Source organism: Alkaliphilus flagellatus, assembly GCF_018919215.1.
GTDB lineage: Bacteria > Bacillota > Clostridia > Peptostreptococcales > Natronincolaceae > Alkaliphilus_B > Alkaliphilus_B flagellatus.
In genome coordinates this window covers 25,777-43,257 of record NZ_JAHLQK010000001.1, presented here as the reverse complement: position 1 = coordinate 43,257, position 17,481 = coordinate 25,777, and the positions used below count along the sequence as shown (strand labels likewise).

13 protein-coding genes are annotated in these 17,481 nt (G+C 30.7%); 4 read left to right on the top strand and 9 right to left on the bottom strand.

Going from position 1 to position 17,481, the window contains the following annotated elements:
- Positions 1–229: 229 nt before the first annotated feature.
- Positions 230–1,627: a sigma-54 interaction domain-containing protein gene (locus KQI88_RS00200; protein ID WP_216414355.1), complete on the bottom strand. Its 1,398-nt coding sequence runs from the start codon at positions 1,625–1,627 to the stop codon at positions 230–232.
- 146 nt (positions 1,628–1,773) lie between these two features.
- Here KQI88_RS00200 and KQI88_RS00195 point away from each other — a divergent pair, with 146 nt between their 5' ends.
- The 3 genes from KQI88_RS00195 to ccsB all read left to right on the top strand — a co-directional run bounded on the left by KQI88_RS00195 (position 1,774) and on the right by ccsB (position 5,354).
- The gene (locus tag KQI88_RS00195; RefSeq protein WP_216414354.1) at positions 1,774–3,051 is read left to right on the top strand and encodes an ammonia-forming cytochrome c nitrite reductase subunit c552; all 1,278 of its coding nucleotides are present in this window, start codon (positions 1,774–1,776) and stop codon (positions 3,049–3,051) included.
- A 157-nt stretch (positions 3,052–3,208) separates the two neighbouring features.
- Positions 3,209–4,492 (top strand): cytochrome c biogenesis protein ResB, encoded by a 1,284-nt coding sequence (locus KQI88_RS00190; RefSeq protein WP_216414353.1) that lies wholly within the window; start codon positions 3,209–3,211, stop codon positions 4,490–4,492.
- A gap of 22 nt (positions 4,493–4,514) precedes the next feature.
- The gene (gene ccsB / locus KQI88_RS00185; RefSeq protein WP_216414352.1) at positions 4,515–5,354 is read left to right on the top strand and encodes a c-type cytochrome biogenesis protein CcsB; all 840 of its coding nucleotides are present in this window, start codon (positions 4,515–4,517) and stop codon (positions 5,352–5,354) included.
- Between the two features lie 192 nt (positions 5,355–5,546).
- Here ccsB and KQI88_RS00180 read toward each other — a convergent pair whose 3' ends face one another.
- The 7 genes from KQI88_RS00180 to KQI88_RS00150 form a co-directional block, all read right to left on the bottom strand.
- The gene (locus tag KQI88_RS00180; RefSeq protein WP_216414351.1) at positions 5,547–7,487 is read right to left on the bottom strand and encodes an ABC transporter permease; all 1,941 of its coding nucleotides are present in this window, start codon (positions 7,485–7,487) and stop codon (positions 5,547–5,549) included.
- Positions 7,474–8,241 carry an ABC transporter ATP-binding protein gene (locus tag KQI88_RS00175; protein ID WP_216414350.1) on the bottom strand — a complete coding sequence of 256 codons (768 nt, stop codon included), beginning with the start codon at positions 8,239–8,241 and terminating at the stop codon, positions 7,474–7,476. Before KQI88_RS00175 ends, KQI88_RS00180 begins: the two co-directional genes overlap by 14 nt.
- A 181-nt stretch (positions 8,242–8,422) precedes the next feature.
- A complete protein-coding gene (locus KQI88_RS00170; protein WP_216414349.1) occupies positions 8,423–9,475 on the bottom strand; it encodes a sensor histidine kinase in 1,053 nt (350 codons plus the stop codon).
- Positions 9,476–9,503: 28 nt separating this feature from the next.
- Positions 9,504–10,199 carry a response regulator transcription factor gene (locus KQI88_RS00165; RefSeq protein WP_216414348.1) on the bottom strand — a complete coding sequence of 232 codons (696 nt, stop codon included), beginning with the start codon at positions 10,197–10,199 and terminating at the stop codon, positions 9,504–9,506.
- A 37-nt stretch (positions 10,200–10,236) separates the two neighbouring features.
- Positions 10,237–10,734 carry a prolyl-tRNA synthetase associated domain-containing protein gene (locus KQI88_RS00160; RefSeq protein WP_216414347.1) on the bottom strand — a complete coding sequence of 166 codons (498 nt, stop codon included), beginning with the start codon at positions 10,732–10,734 and terminating at the stop codon, positions 10,237–10,239.
- A gap of 31 nt (positions 10,735–10,765) precedes the next feature.
- On the bottom strand, positions 10,766–11,929 hold the full coding sequence (locus KQI88_RS00155; protein ID WP_216414346.1) for a DUF418 domain-containing protein: 1,164 nt from the start codon (positions 11,927–11,929) through the stop codon (positions 10,766–10,768).
- Positions 11,930–12,113: 184 nt separating this feature from the next.
- Positions 12,114–14,153 (bottom strand): methyl-accepting chemotaxis protein, encoded by a 2,040-nt coding sequence (locus KQI88_RS00150; RefSeq protein WP_216414345.1) that lies wholly within the window; start codon positions 14,151–14,153, stop codon positions 12,114–12,116.
- Positions 14,154–14,349: 196 nt separating this feature from the next.
- Between KQI88_RS00150 and KQI88_RS00145 the strand changes: the two genes are divergently transcribed.
- On the top strand, positions 14,350–15,987 hold the full coding sequence (locus tag KQI88_RS00145) for an MBL fold metallo-hydrolase RNA specificity domain-containing protein (protein WP_216414344.1): 1,638 nt from the start codon (positions 14,350–14,352) through the stop codon (positions 15,985–15,987).
- Positions 15,988–16,156: 169 nt separating this feature from the next.
- On the opposite strand, the gene KQI88_RS00140 is transcribed toward KQI88_RS00145, so the two are convergent.
- Positions 16,157–17,470 carry a Na+/H+ antiporter family protein gene (locus KQI88_RS00140; RefSeq protein ID WP_216414343.1) on the bottom strand — a complete coding sequence of 438 codons (1,314 nt, stop codon included), beginning with the start codon at positions 17,468–17,470 and terminating at the stop codon, positions 16,157–16,159.
- Between the last annotated feature and the right edge of the window lie 11 nt (positions 17,471–17,481).

Genomic DNA, 17,481 nt, shown 5'->3' with positions numbered 1-17,481 from the left:
TTTTAGAATTAATTATTTAATTATCTATAGCAACTATATTTAATTAAGAGCAATTGTTATGCCAAAATTATAGTTTATGATTAAATTAAAATAAATCTTTAAATTTCAATACTATATAGATTGGTTCCTTATAATAAACTGAATTTTTCAATTCATAAAATTATAATAACTTAATATATGTATAAAAAAATCTACAACTTTATATTAGTTGTAGATTTCTTGTACAGTTTTACCAATCTAATCCGTATAGCTCTATTTTTTTATATAATGCGGTTCTATGGATACCCAATGTTCTGGCAGCCAAGGTTTTATTGCCCCTACTTTCCTCAATCGCCTTTTTAATAGCTTTCTTTTCCACTCTAGCAACTATGTTTTTTAAAAGTAAAGAATCTTCCTCACTATATCCATCTTCTTTAAAAACCTTTTTATTTAAATATTCAGGTAGATGTTCTATTTTAATGACGTCATCCTTGCATAGTGTAGATGCTCTCTCAAGTACATTACGAAGTTCCCTTACATTACCAGGCCATACATGATTTTTAAGGGCTTCTTTAGTCTCAAATTCAAGTATTTTTTTAGGTACAGATAAATCCTTGGATAGACTATTTAAAAGACTTTCAGCCAATATAGGAATATCCTCTATTCTATCTCTTAAAGGTGGTATTTCTATTTGTATTACATTCAGTCTATAGTATAAATCTTGCCTAAACTTTCCTTCCTCCACAGCCTTTTCCAGGTTCTCGTTAGTACAGGCGATTAACCTTATATCTATTTCAATTCTTGTATTTCCACCTACCCGTTCAAACTCTCTAGTTTCCAGTACTCTTAGAAGTTTTGCCTGCATCTCCATTGGCATAGAACCTATTTCATCTAATAGTATTGTTCCACCATTAGCAAGTTCAAATTTTCCGATCTTTCCTTCTCTTCTTGCCCCTGTAAAAGCTCCACCATCGTATCCAAATAACTCTGACTCCAATAACTCTTTGGGAATAGCAGCACAGTTGATTGTAACAAATGGTCCATGCTTTCTTAAACTTGCTCTATGTACTCCATGAGCAAATAATTCCTTTCCTGTACCACTCTCACCTTGGATAAGCAAAGTTGCATTACTTTCCGCTGCCCTCTTAGCAATTTCTTTTAAATATATCATCTTTTTATTTTGTGTAATAATATTATCAAAGGAGTATTTTGTTTTATGAAATCTTTTAATCTCTCCCTTATATTTATGTACTGTATCTTCTAACATTTCTAGTTTTTGTACTAAAGATTTTAACTCCTTAACATCTTTAAAAAGTACTGTTCCTGCTGCACCAATAATTTTACCGTTCTGTATTATGGGCACTCTGCTAGTTATCATATCTCTGCCTTGTATTTTTTGGACCTCGAATAATTCTTTTTCGCCTGTTTTAGCTACAATATGTAGTCTAGTATTTTCTATTATATCTTCAACATTCTTATCCAGCACATCTTCTTCTTTAATCCCCATTAGTTTTTCATAGTTCCACTTAACAATCTTTCCATCTATATCTACTATTGCCATTCCATAGTAAGCAGTGTCCAGCAGATCCTCTAGCATTTCCATGCTTTCTTTTAGCCTTTTTAGTTCTTCTGCAACATTCTTCTTCATAAAAACACCCCCTAATGACAATACTCTTTACTATATATTATCACGAACTGAGTGAAAAAATCTAATATTTAAATAATAAAGTAGCTTATAGCTTTTGCAATTATTGGAATAATATAAATGACAATAATATAGAAAGGAGAATTTTAGTGAAACAATATAAAAGGCTGATAGTTTCGATAATAATAGTACTCTCTATACTTATAACTTCTATTGGTTGTAAACCACAAGAGAATAAACAGGGTCAGAATAAGGAAGAAGGAAAAAAGCCAGAGCAAACAGTTGAAATACCCTCTCCAGATCAAATGATTTTATCTGCTGAGAAGTGGAAGGATCAATTTCCCCTAATCTACGAATCCTTACAAATGACATCAAGATTTAAAGATGGGGTAACAGAAGATCCAGAATTAGGGGGATCTCACCCTATTAGTTATTTAGAGAAGTATCCCGATATAAAGGTATTATATGATGGGATAGGATTCGGAAAGGAATATTATGCTGCTAGAGGCCATTACTATGCCCTTCATGATGTTATTAATACAGCAAGACCTAAACCAGGTGCATCATGTTTAGCATGTAAAACGGCTGATTACGAAAAACTACTAGCTGAATATAAAGATGATTTATATGCTATGGACTTTCATAAGGTATCCCAGGAAGCTGAGAATGGAATCACTTGCTATACCTGCCATAGAAATGAACCCGGAAAACAAGTTCAAGCAACAACGCCTCAATTTAGAGTAGCAGTAGACAAGCTTAATAAAGAGCCTAAACCTGGCACTATGGCCTGTGCACAATGTCATGTCGAATATTATATGGATCCAGATACAAAGGAAGTAATTTTACCTTGGGATAATGGGTTAGAAATAGCAAATATCGAAGCATATTACGATAAAATTGATTATTTTGATTGGAAACATCCAAGAACAGGAACTCCTTTAATTAAAGTACAGCATCCTGAGTTTGAAACCTATAGTGGAAGTGTCCACGATAAGATGGGTGTTACATGTGCAGATTGTCATATGCCAACGGTAGAAGAAAATGGACAAAAATATAAATCTCATTGGGCAAAAAGTCCACTAAAAACTCTTAATGAATCCTGCGGTACTTGCCATAGCTCTGAATTAGATGGATTAACAGCAAAGGTTCAAGGAATACAAAAGGAAATAGATGATGAGCTGCTAGAGATTGGTAAAATGCTTGTGCAACTAATTGAAAATTTTGGAACAGTTATGGAGGACAGTCAGTTAGATGATACAGTAGTTAATGAGTTATGGGATCTACATAGAAAAGCTCAGTATAGATGGGATTTTGTGTTTGTAGAAAATAGTACAGGCTTCCACAATACACCAAAGGCAAAAAAAGCTTTAAGTGAAGCAAGAAACTATGCTCAACAAGCCTTAGATAAACTAGCAGAATTTCAATAAAAAATCCTATATTACTATTCTACTAATGACTTTTATCAAGCTGCTACTTCTTAAAAAAACTTAACTTGTTAGAAAATTTATATTTTCTTAAGTAACTACCACTATACATAATCTAGTAGTGGTAGTTATAATTAAAATTATGTAAGGAAGTGAATAAATGAAAGTATGGTTTAAAAAAATATTTGCTTTTTTAAGAACTATGAAATTTGGATTAATCTTACTAGGAATGTTATGTTTAGTATCTGTAGTAGGATCTGTTGTCCCACAAGGTAGAGAAGAGGCTTTTTATCTAAATAACTACTCACCATTATGGTCACAGTTAATTATTACCTTTAAAGCCTACGATATTTATCATTCCAGTGGATTTATTGCGCTTTTTCTTGCTCTAGCCCTTAACTTATTTTTATGTAGCACTATTAGATTTAAAAATGTTATTAATAAAATTAAAAAATTATCATTAGCTCCTAGTGAAACGCAACTTAAAAATCCTGTTAAGTCTATGAATTACTTTAGTACCGATAGTATTAAGGATGTTTTTAAAAGTGAGGGTTTCAAAAATATAAAGTGTACAACATATGATTCCACAGAAATATACTATAGTAATAAAAATAAAATAGGCTACTTAGGATCATGGCTTATTCACATTGGTATACTTGCAATAATTGTATTTTATAGCTATGGACAGTATACATTTTTTGATACAGCTGTATTTGGTACTCCAGGATCAATGCAACAATTAGAGGGTACTAATTATATAATGAACATCGAAGACTTTGAAATAATCTATAGAGATGATGGATCTGTTCAGCAATATATTACACAAGGCACCTTAACTGATAAAGATGGAACTAGTCTTGTATCTGGCGAAATATATGTGAACAACCCAATGAGATATGATGGTTATACTTTCTATCAACATAGCACCGGATGGGCTTCAGAAGTTAATGTCTTTAAAGATGGACAAAATCTCGGGAGTGAAATAGTATACGATGGAACCGCTTATATAAATAATAAGGAATTTATAGTTATCCAAATGCACCACTTATATCCAGATTTTGTAGCAACTGAAACAGGCTTTGCTTCCAAATCCAATGATCTAAATAATCCAAAAATACTATACTCTCTACTTTATGGAGGCCAAAGAGTAGATATGAACCTAGTTTCTCCAGGTCAGGATGTGCATTGGCAGGATTTTACCTTTAATTTTACTAACCCAGAGCGTTACACGTATTTATCAGTAAATAAAATGAATGGGAAAATTGGAGCATTGATTGGTTCTATAGTGATAATGCTAGGATTATTTTTAGCATTTTATATGAAACCAAAACAGCTTATAGTTGAAAGAAAAGCTGAAGCTATTTATATATATGGAGATTATTCATCCGATAAGAAAAATAGCCTTAAAGGAAATTATCAAACCAAAAAAGATATTTCTATTTAGACAATAAAAAAGGAGAGTTACTATGTTTGGAGAAAATCAAAGTTTTATTATTGCACTAATACTATATAGCCTATCTACAATAGCATATTTTATTTTTTTTATTTTTAGGAAGGAAAAATTAGGCAACTATGGAAGCATACTCGTTAAATTAGGATTAACCTTTCATACTGTTTCTTTAGCAACTAGAACTGTACAAGCCAGTAGATTGCCTATTAGTAATCAGTACGAATTTGCTACAAGCTTTGCATGGGGAATTAGTTTGTTTTATCTAATATTTGAAAAAAAATATAGATATAAGATCTTAGGAGCCTTTGCTACTCCAATTATACTTATACTTATTTACTATGCAGCTATGCAATCTAAAGATATAAGACCATTAATGCCAGCACTTCAAAGTAATTGGATTGTAATTCATGTTCTAACTGCCATATTTAGCTATGGTGCCTTTGCGGTGGCCTGTGCAATTTCTATTATATATGTTCTTAGGGATCATTTAAAGGAAGATAGTTTTACAAGAAAACATATGCCAAATTTAGACCTTCTTGATACTATGAGCTATAGAGCCATAGCTGTAGGCTTTATAACCCTTACTATAGTAATTATTACTGGAGCAATTTGGGCTGAAAAAGCTTGGGGCAGATATTGGCAATGGGACCCTAAGGAGACTTGGTCATTTATAACATGGGTGATTTATTCTATTTATTTGCATGTAAGATTAACTAAAGATTGGAAGGGCAAAAAAGCAGCTTGGTTTTCAATAATAGGTTTTGCTTCTATATTATTCACATATATAGGTGTTAATACTATTTTAGTTGGATACCACTCATATTCTTTTATGTTATTTCCTTTTTATTTTAATTAAAAATCAAATATAAGAAAGTCTTTCCTTTGAAGATTTATAGGTCGACTTTATTGAAGCATAGAATGAAAATTACAGCTTATCCACCATTTTAATAAGTAAATAATTTATTCTATTGTTATAAAAACAACCTATTGGATTAATCCGCTAGGTTGTTTTTATATACTTTATATTTTATATAATCCATATTATTAGTTAAAATGTTTTAACCTGTCTTGCATACATTGCTTTAGCAAATATATAATATGCAAATTGTAATACAAAATAAATAGCTACAATAACTAATAAATACAGATATAGACTTTGCATCAAAAGATTACTTAATGCTTTAATTGCAAACAAGGCATGGATAACTGCTACAATAAATGGTAGAAAAAATACAAGTAATGTCTGGATATTTATAATTTTTTTCATTTCTCCATCTGTCATACCTATTTTCTTTAAGGAAATAAACTCCTGCTTATCTTTTTGAATTTCATTAAATAATTTAAAGTATATAATACTTCCCGTTGCAATAAAGAACAGTATAGCTATAAAAGCTCCAATAAATAGCATTAATGTTGTTTGTTCCATTACGGCATTGTAATTTGTAACTCTTTCCTTAAAGTGTCTTGCCTCAATATCTTTTTCATCTATAAATTCAGCAATTTCATTTACTGTATTTATTGATTGCTTCCAGTTTTTAAAATTATAACTGTAATATACTACTTTTTCATTTTCAGGAATAGATTTATTTAATTGACTATATTCTCCATCACTAACAACTATAACATTAGGTGTTTTATAATTCAAATTAATAACACCCTCATTTATCGCTTTAACTATATCATAAGATTCTACATTATCATTAACATTTAAGCTTAATGTGCTATCATCAATAAAGCTATCTTTTACATTTGATCCTATAGTCTTATCTTTATATTTATAAATTAAGGCTTCTTTGCCATCTAAGTCAATATTCTTTTTCCTTTGCTGTTTGGCTAAAATATTAAAATCAGAATTAGACATAACATAAAAGGAATGTGCAGGATGATTTATGTCATTATTTTTTGCGTCAAATAACACAATTTCATTTTTATATTTAACTTCTTCATTATTCTTTTTAGCAATCTCCTCTACTTTACCTGACTCAATTACATTATGAGATGTGAGTCCTCTTTCCAATATACTTATATCGTGAGGATTCTCACTTAAGAAGCCTGAAGCAAAGCCTTGCTGTACAGAGTAAACAGTTCCCGAAGCTGTCAATGCTACAGCTCCCGATACGGCTACAATAAATAAAACCTTAGCATTATCCTTTAACTTATATATTATCTGAGATAAAGTTATCATATTTACCCCATTGTAAAAGAGTCTGTTGTTTTTCTTTAGCTTTTCAGTTATTAATATACTAAACTGCGTAAATAAAAAGTAGGTTCCAGCCACTGTTACAATAACAATAGGAATCATAGTTACTATAATTGCCATTCCTGAAAATACTGCCATTCCATAGCCTGAACCTATTAATAAAATTGATAATATAGCTTTTAAAATAGAAAACTTAGGAATTGGCTTTGGCACTCTTGCACCTTTTAATAACTCTATGATATTGTTATTTTTAATTCTAAAGCTACTAATATAGTTAACTCCCTGAAATAATAAAAGAAAACTAAATATAGTAATAATTAGAGCTTTAATTGATACAATAAAAGGAATTTCTACATTTAATGCTATAATAGCACTTATTGCCATAAAAAATAGCTTCGAAAACAAAATACCAAAACCTAAACCTGTAGCAACAGATATTAATGACACTATCATATTTTCATATATAACGTATCTTCGAACTTGAGACTTTGTCATACCGAACATAGATAAAAGCCCAAACTCCTTTTCCCTAGACTTTAAGAAACTAGAGTTTGAATAAGATGTGAAGAAAATCGAAAATACAATTATTACAAATTCACATACTATTAGAGCATTAGTAGCTAATGCCCCCTTTGTCCCCATATACTTTATGTCACTTACGGCAGGATTAAATATAAAGTTGGCAAAAATGAAAAATACCATAACTACTAATGTATTACTTAAATAATACATTACATATTTATGAAAGTTACCTTTCAGATTTTTGTAGGCAATACTACGCAATGTCATTATAGTTACCCCCTAACACTGAAAGGGAATCTAATATTTGCTTAAAAAATGCCTGTCTATTTGAACCCTTAACTATCTCTAGAAAGAACTTTCCATCTTTAATCATAATAATTCTGTCGCAAAAGCTTGCAGCAAATGGATCGTGGGTTACCATTGCAATAGTAGCTTTTTTAGTTTCATTTAATTTTCTTAGGGATTCCATAACATCATTAGAAGCCTTTGAGTCTAAATTTCCTGTAGGCTCGTCAGCTAAAATAATAGAAGGATTATGAACTAATGCCCTTGCACAAGCAGCTCTTTGCTGCTGTCCTCCTGATACCTCATAGGGTCTTTTTTCTAATATATCTACAATATTTAAAATTGAAGCTATATCCATTACTCTTTGATTAATTTCCTTAATCTTTAACTTGTCCAACACTAAAGGAAGTATTATATTCTCCTTAATAGATAATGTGTCTAATAGGTTAAAGTCTTGAAATATAAAGCCTAACTCTCTTCTTCTAAATAGGGCTGATTCCTTTTCTCTTAACTTACTAGGATTAGTTCCATTAATAAACAATTCTCCAGATGAAGGAGTATCAATAGTTGCAAGAATATTTAAAAGTGTAGTTTTTCCACTACCTGAAGGTCCCATTACACCTACAAACTCTCCATCCTCTACAGACATATTAAATTTGTCTAATGCTTTAACAGTTAAACCACTCTTTTTATTTCCATAAACTTTAGTTAAGTTTGCTACCTTTAAGATTGACATAGTTTCTACCTCCGTTTTTTCTATAATATAATAAAATATATTTTTAGATTATAAGGAACTTACCCTCTCTTACTTTCTTCTTATATTATAAAAAAATAAGAGAAATCCTAGTATCGATTTCCCTTTCACAACTAATTACTATTCTTACAATTTTGAAAGAAACTTTTTAATAGTTGAAAGACTACATCTTAAATATACTTCCTCCGCTATAAAATACTATAGAAAACTGTGTCCATTTTCCTTCCTCAGATTCTACAGTAATGCGATGACCTAAATTAGAACATATTTTTTTAGCTAAATACATTCCCATACCTGTAGATTCTGAGAATTTCCTGCCATTTTCTCCTGTAAAAAACGGGTCAAAAACCCTTCTTAAATCCTGCTGTGGAATACCTACACCCTCATCCATAATGGAAATAATATAACGGTTATGCTCTTTCTTTGCTTTAATTATAATTGACTTATTATCCTTATTTATACCCTTTGAATATTTCATAGCATTATTTAAAATCTGATTAATAACAAATCGAAGCCATTTCCTATCGGTCTCAACTATTAATTCCTTTTCACCTTCTAACTTAGGAAAAATAGAATACTTAATTAATAGTTTTTTATGATCATTAATAACCTCTCGAACTATACTTAAAACATCAATTTGTTCTACTTTAAAATCTAAATTAAACTGGCTTAATCTAGTATTATACAGCATCATTTCAAGACCCTGAGAGAGCTTTTCATTTTCTTCCTCTATGCTTTGTAAAACTTCATTAAAATTCTTAGTATTTTTATCCTGTAGAAGTAAATTAATAACGGATACTGGAGTTTTCATTTGATGTACCCACTGATTCGTAAAATATATATACTGTCTTTGATTCTCCTCGTATTTATCTAAATAGTCTTTATAGTATTTATAATTATTAAACAAAATATCCCTATATATCAAATGTTCTCTACTACGTATTTCGCCTACTCCTAGCATATTTTCTATTCCATTACTAGAACTTTTAATGTTATTTAAGCTCTTATAGAATGGTCGCTTTCTACTATAATCAATTATAAGAAAAAGTATTAAAAATACGGTAGATAAAATAAATGCATAACTAATATTCTCCATTGGATAAAGGCCAAGGGAAATTGTTAAACTTAAATGCATAACTAAAATAACAACAATAATGTTTATATAAAAGAAGAAAATATATAATAGTTTATCCATTAAATATTTTTTAAAGTTCACTTACACACCTGCTTTCGAGAACTTTCTATTAAATATCCCAATTAATTGTAATGGAATAACCCTGCCCTCTCTTTGTCTCTATAGCATTCCTAATTCCAAGTTCCTCTAATCTTTTTCTAACTCTAGTAATGTTAACAGATAAAGTATTATCATCAACAAAATCTACATCATCCCATAATATTTCTAAAAGTTCATCCCTTGAAATAATAGTATTAGGCTTCTTAAGCAAAGAATGTATTAAAAGAAACTCTTTTTTACTTAACTCTATTTTGATTCCATTAAACTCTAAGGTGTTTTGATTAATATTTAAATACAAGCCTTTTACTTCATATACCTCACTATTATTGTTCTCCGAATACTCTCCATAAACTCGTCTTAATGCACTTTTAATTTTTGCAATTAAGACATCATAGGAAAATGGCTTTGTAATATAGTCATCTCCGCCATTTTCAATTGCCATAACTTGATCCATGTCAGAACTTCTTGCAGATATAAATATAATAGGTGCCTTAGAAATAGTTCTAATATCCCTACACCAATAAAAACCATCATAAAATGGAAGGTTAATATCCATTAAAACAATATGGGGATTATGTTTTATAAACTCGCTCTTAATATTAGAATAATCTTCAACTATATATGCCTCGTAGCCATATCTTTCTACATGACTTTGAATTAAACTAGCTATCTTTTTATCATCTTCTACTATCATAACATGATACATAATCTATATCACAACCTTAACCTTACTAATAATTATACTATTTAACTTCCACATATTTAACCCTATTACCACACCATTTAATATACTTTTGAAAATCATCATAGCTTATAGTTACACTGGCAGTATTAATATTGGGATGAAATGTAATCTTTTCTCTTGTGGCTAGATCATTATCAATTAATAGCTCAACTTCTTTATTTTCATCATTAATTAGTCCAAATGGTGAAACTGAACCTGGTTCAAGACCTAAATATTTTTCCATTCTCTCTGGAGATGCAAAGCTTAATCTTGTACTTTCAATCTGCTTTGCTAAATCTTTAGTACTTGACTTTTTATGGCTTTCAATTACAACTAAATAATGTTTATCTCCCTTAGAATTACGTAAAAATAAGTTTTTGCAATGGGCAATATTATCACCCTTTACATCGTATTCTTCTATTTCTGCAATAGTACTTACAGCTGGATGTGTATATCTATCATAAGGAATGTTTAACATATCTAAAGTTTCATATACCTTTTTTTCTTTTGTATCCATAATTATTTTCCTCCCAAACAAATCTGTTCTATTAATTACTTTTTCCTAATTTATAATCCTTCTTGAAGTAAGTCGCATACCTCCACACCCACTCTAAAGGTCCCATACTATGATTAGAAAGCCACCACTTACTAAACTTAACCTGTATTACATAAAACAGTGGACAGTATAAAACACTTAACCATAGTGGAATTATTGCCGTATTTTTAAATAATATAGAAAAAATAACAGCAGTAAAAATAGTTTGTCCTATATAGTTTGTTAATGCCATTTTACCAACATAACTAAATGGTTTCAACATCTTTTGACATTTCTCTTTTCTATTAAGCAATAATATTGTGGAAATATAGAAAACAGCCATTGTCTTACCACTTAACCAAACAAAGAAGTATGCACTTTGAAGCTGATAGTCTGTTGAATTTAAATATAGATTAACCATTGGTATAAATAATACAAATGATAATATCAATGATACAATCTGTGCCTTCTTTATTCTAGGAGTAAACTCTTCTAATCGGTTAAAGAACTTGATCTTTCCTACATATAATCCGAATAAAAACATAGACAAAATCTCTGGTGTATAACCAATAGCACTTGTAATAGACCTATCACTAAACAAGCTAATTCTATAAGCTACTTTTTGCATCCAGCCTTGTAAAGGGTTATAGTGTGTTAGCCCTTCTTGCACTAAGGCTTCATCTAAAAATTCACTTAAGACAGGACCTAAATAAATAAACCCATTGAAAATAACTGCAATTACTAAAAGTACTACTGCCCAAATTAATATAGTTTTTGGCTTCCTGCTATAAAATAAAAGTAGCCATACTCCTACTAAAGCATACATATTTAAAATATCTCCATGCCATAGAAAAGCGAAGTGTACAAATCCAAAGATAAATAGAAAAAATAACCTTCTAAAAAATAACTTGTACATTTTATCTCCTCTGGATTCTGCTCTGCTCATAAAAATATAAAATCCTAATCCAAATAAAAATGAGAAAATAGTGTAGAACTTTGTTTGGATAAGTAAATTATAAAGCAATCTAATAAAGGCATCTAAACCTGAATATTTTACCATTTGCAAAGGTGCTATTATCATTTCTGGAAAGTTTACAAAGAAAATCCCTAGAATTGCAATTCCTCTGATAATATCAATTTCAATTATTCTTTCTTTTTCTGTTATTGATTTTACCAATACCACCACTCCTTTATGAATGCTAACAATTTAGCAAAGCGCTGCTATTATTTTAGTTCTATATAACTAGTAAAAAACCTTTATCTCCAAAATAAAAAACTATAAATGCTCAGTTACTATCACGGTTATATTATGATAAAAATAAAGAAAGACTCATCTAAAATGAGCCTTTCTTTACTAACTATTATACTCGAAACTTAGAAATAGATTCCAATAAACCTTCTGCGCCTTTTTTTATATCCCCAATTTGATTAACAATTTCATTCGACCTATGCATTACATCAGAGTTTCTTTGGGCAATATTAGTGGTACCTTCTGCACCTTCATTAGTAGCCATAGTTACCTCATTAATAGCTGTTAACATAGATTGGATAGATAGTAAGAAATGTTCTGCTGTCACATCAAAGTTATATAATAATTCTTCAATATAGGTAGCATCTTTACTATATTGTTCTCCTGTTTCTGCTAAAACTCCATAGTCTTTAATAACCTGTTTATCCATAAACTCTAATATTTGCTTTGAGCTTTCTACTAGATTATCAACAGCAGTTAAAACTACACCTGTAGTATCTTGAATCTCTGTAACAGCTTTTTCAGAGTCCTCTGCAAGTTTTCTAATTTCATCAGCTACTACTGCAAATCCTTTTCCAGCCTCTCCAGCTCTAGCTGCTTCAATAGCTGCATTTAATGCTAAAAGATTAGTTTGGGATGTTATCATTAAAATAGCATCAGAAAGCACCCTTATTTCATCAATGGCTTTAGAATCCAAAATAGCTTTTAGTAGTTTTTCCTGTGTACCTACATACATATCATTTGCTGTTTTGGAAGAAGTTATAGCATTTTGCTTTAGCTCATTGGCCCTATTACTTATTTCCTTAGCAGATATAAGTCCATCTTCTATCTGTTTTGTCATAGTTTCTATAGCATTTTCAATCTCCATAGAAGTTGCGCTCATCTCCTCCATGGATGCAGCTGTCTGCTCCATACCTGCTGAAATTTGCTCTGTTGTAGCAGATACTTCTTCGATACTTCCATTTAATTCGTAAATATTTTTTTCTGCATTGTTAAACACATCTATAATATTGTTTGCTTCATCTATTACTTTTGTAATAACATTTCGTTGAGATTCTATCATTTGATTAAAACCACTTGCTAATTTGCTAATCTCATCATTTGAAAATGTTTTAGCTTGAACCGTTAAATCTCCTGCTTTAGCCTTTTCGTAGGATTCTAAAAGAGTAGGTATTTGTTTTAAAATATTTTTTGTTAATACATAAAGCATAATCGATAATATAATAATAGCGGAAAGCATAGAAATAATAAAAATATTACGGAATGATATTAGACTTCCCTCTGCTTCTTTAACTGGTACTACAAGAATAGCACCCCACTTACTATTGCCTACTGGTGTGTAAGATATGTAAGTTTCCTCTCCGTCTATAATAAATTTATCCACATAGGGATTTCCCGCTGAAACAACTTCTGAAACATTCTCCCATCCGTTTTCTAAATCATTAATATCTTTCTCTAGTATCATATCTTTATTATTATGATAAACAAATCTTGACTGACTATCTAACAATATGGCATGTCCACTTTCGTTATAAGTAAAACTGCTTAAAATTTGTGAAATTCTATCTAAAGTAATATCTACCCCTGCAACAGCAATAATCTTTCCATCCTTACTATATATAGGAGTGCTGACAGTAAGAACCAATTCTCTAGTTATGGCATCGATATATGGATCAGTAATAACAGTATTATTACTTGCAATTGCTTGTTTATACCAATCCCTATCCTTAGTACTATAGTCTGATGCTGTTTTAAATTCATCATAGGTAATTAAATGATTAATCTTTCCAACTCCAACATAAACATTTAATAAATCCTCATTGCTATCCTTTATGAGTTTTAATGTATTAACAAGACTTCTATACCCATCAACTGTATCAATAGTCTCTTTATTCATGTCTTGTTCCAAGAAATCTTTTATGTAATGGTTCATATCCAATTGATGAATATTTTTTTCTGCTGTAGATAGAACATCTACGGTTCTAACGGCAATATTTTCTCTAGCATACCCTAACTCATTTTTAATATTATCTACTAAAATATTTTTTGTATTAGTATAAATAATTCCAGAAACAACTGAAAAGGCTAAGCTAACAGTAAGTATAACAACTAAAAATATCTTTGTCCTAATACTCATTTTCATATCCGTCATTTTCCCAACCACCTTCTCTTTATTTATGTTAGAATATTAATAATATTTCTTAATTATATCATCTTTAGTGTCAAAAAAATAGATATTATGCCTTAAATTGGCATAGTAGGTCAAAAAGCTTTTTATTATGTATTGTGATTCTAGAACCCGTTTTTTGGATATATATGATATTAGGTAGAGAGGAGAGATTGTAATTATGAAAATTCAATTTTTAGGAGCTGCAAAGGTTGTTACTGGATCTAGTATATTAATTACATCAAATAAGTATAAGATTTTATTAGACTGTGGATTATTCCAAGGCAGTGAGGATTTAGAAATTTTAAATAAGAATGATTTTTCATTTAATCCATCTGAAATAGACTTTCTTCTTCTGAGTCATTCCCATATAGATCATAGTGGGAGAATTCCAAAGCTTGTTAAAGAAGGCTTTAAGGGGAAAATCCTCTGTACTAAAGCAACCAAAGATCTTTGTGAAATTATGCTAGTGGATAGTGCACATATTCAAGAAAGTGATACAGAATGGGAAAATCGCAAAGGAAAAAGATCTGGTAAACCGCCAGTTAAACCCTTATATACTATCGAAGATGCTCTTTTAAGCCTTCGTTATTTTGAATCTGCACTATATGATCAAAAAATAAAATTAAATGAAGAAATATCTGTACGTTTCCGTGATGCAGGGCATATATTAGGATCTTCAATAATTGAAATATGGATTGAAGAAGATAAAGATACTGTAAAAATAGTATTCTCAGGAGATTTAGGGATGAAAAATAAGCCTCTTATTCGTGATCCACAAATAATTGAAGATGCAGACTACCTTATTTTAGAATCTACCTACGGCAATAGGGTTCATGAAAATGTGGAAAAGCGAATGGAAAAGCTTACGGATATTATAAATAAAACCGTATTACGGGGAGGAACAGTACTAATCCCTTCATTTGCTGTTGGACGAACTCAAGAATTAATTTATGAACTAAAACAATATTATGAAAACAACAATGATCTAGATACATTTATGAAGGTTCCCATATATATAGATAGTCCTATGGCTATTTCTGCCACTCAAATTTTTAAAAAGAATTCCTATTCTTTTGATGAAAAAGCTAAAGATATTATTTTAAGTGGTAATAATCCATTAGACTTTGAAAACCTTTACTTTGTTAGGGATTATAAAGAATCCATGGCTTTAAACAATTCAGATTTTCCTAAAGTTATCATATCTGCTAGTGGAATGTGTACAGCTGGTAGAATACGTCATCATCTAAAGCATAATTTATGGAAAGCTAAAAATAGTGTTGTATTTGTCGGTTATCAGGCAAATGGAACATTAGGACGTATTTTAAAAGATGGTGCTAAGTCTGTAAAACTACTAGGCGAGACAATAGCTGTACTATCTGAGATATATAGTGTTGAAGGTTTTTCTGGTCATATAGATCAGCCTGGAATTTTAGAATGGCTACAAGGTTTTAAGAAAAAACCTAAAAAAGTATTTTTAGTCCATGGTGAAGAAGATTCATTAAATACACTTTCAAAACTTATTGAAAAAAAGCTAGATATGTCTACTATAATTCCTAATATGGGATACATGTTCCAAATAGAAAACGAAGTGCTAAAAGCTTACTCTGGTGAGATATTAGAACCGATTAAAAGAAAGGAAAATATTAAAAAGGAACTACAAGAAGTCTACGACCAATTTGAAAATCTATCTTCCCAAACTAATAAATTTATAGATGATAGCTTATTAGAAAAAGAATATGATACATTGAAGAATAAGCTTATAGAGCTTCAAAGAGAACTTTTAGATTTAGGTATGATACTAGGTAGTAGAAAGTAATAAATATATGCTAAAGTAATGTAAACAATCTGTGTTAAACAAAATAAATGCTCTTATCTGGCGAAAATTATAAATAACAAGCCGTATAAGAGCATTTTGATTATTATATTACCTAAGGATATTTTAAGCATCATATCCAATTAACTATCTACATGAAGAATAAATATATTTAAAAAATCATAGCTCCTAAAATACCTGCAATTAGTAATGGTATATTGTAGTGAATAAAAGTCGGCACACATGTATCCCAAATGTGATCGTGCTTACCATCCACATTTAATCCTGCAGTTGGTCCTAGAGTACTATCGGAAGCTGGAGATCCTGCATCACCTAATGCAGCAGCAGTACCAATTAATATAATAGTTGCAGGTATACTAAATCCTATTATAGATGCTAAAGGAACATAAATGGCAGCAATTATTGGAATAGTACCAAATGAGGTTCCAATACCCATTGTTATAATAAGTCCAACTAAAACCATTATGGATGCAGCTATTAGCTTACTTCCCCCCATAAGACCTGCGGCACCTTCTACTAAAGCTTGAACTCCTCCAGTTTCTCTTATTACTGCACCATACCCAGAAGCAACAAGCATAACGAATGCAATAAATCCCATCATACCTATGCCGCTATTAATTATGCTATCAATATCCTTCCATCTAATAGCTCCAAATATAACCATAATCGCTAGACTTACAATGGCACCTAGAGGTAGCGATTCAAATTTTATTTGAATCACTAGAGCTGATACCGCTCCAATTAGTGAAACCCAATGAGCTTTATTCATTTTAATTATAACTTCTGTTTCCTTACTTGTATCCTTATCAACTTCCCCTTCAATGTCTACATATTCTCTAGGCTTTCTGTAGGTAAATAGAATCGCTATTAATAAGCCTATTACCATAGAAAGTCCTGGTAACCACATTACTCTCCATATATCGCCAGTAACTACCGGCATTCCATTTGCAATCATCTCGTCTCTTATAATGTTATGAAACATAAGTCCAAAACCAACTGGGAGTGCTACATATGGAGCCTTTAACCCAAATGTCAATGCACATGCAACAGCTCTTCTATCTATTTTTAGCTTATTCATTACCATAATCAGTGGAGGTATTAATATTGGTATAAATGCAATGTGTACAGGAATAAGATTTTGTGAGAATATACTTACTATTGCGATAATTCCTACTAAAATAATTCCTTTTCCCTTAACCCAGCCAGAAGTTTTCTTTGCTAATATTTCTGCAACACCAGTAGTATGAATAGCAGCAGCCAAAGCTCCTAACAGAATATAACTCAGAGCTGTTTCCGAATTACCTCCCATACCACCTATTAAAACTTTCATAGTGTCAGCAATAGGCATTCCTGCTGCTAACCCACCTACTAAAGCTGCTATTAGTAGAGAAAGTATTACGTTTAACTTTAGTAAACATAAAATTGTCATGACAAGAACAGATAAAATAACTGGGTTCGTTAACATTTTCTCCTCCT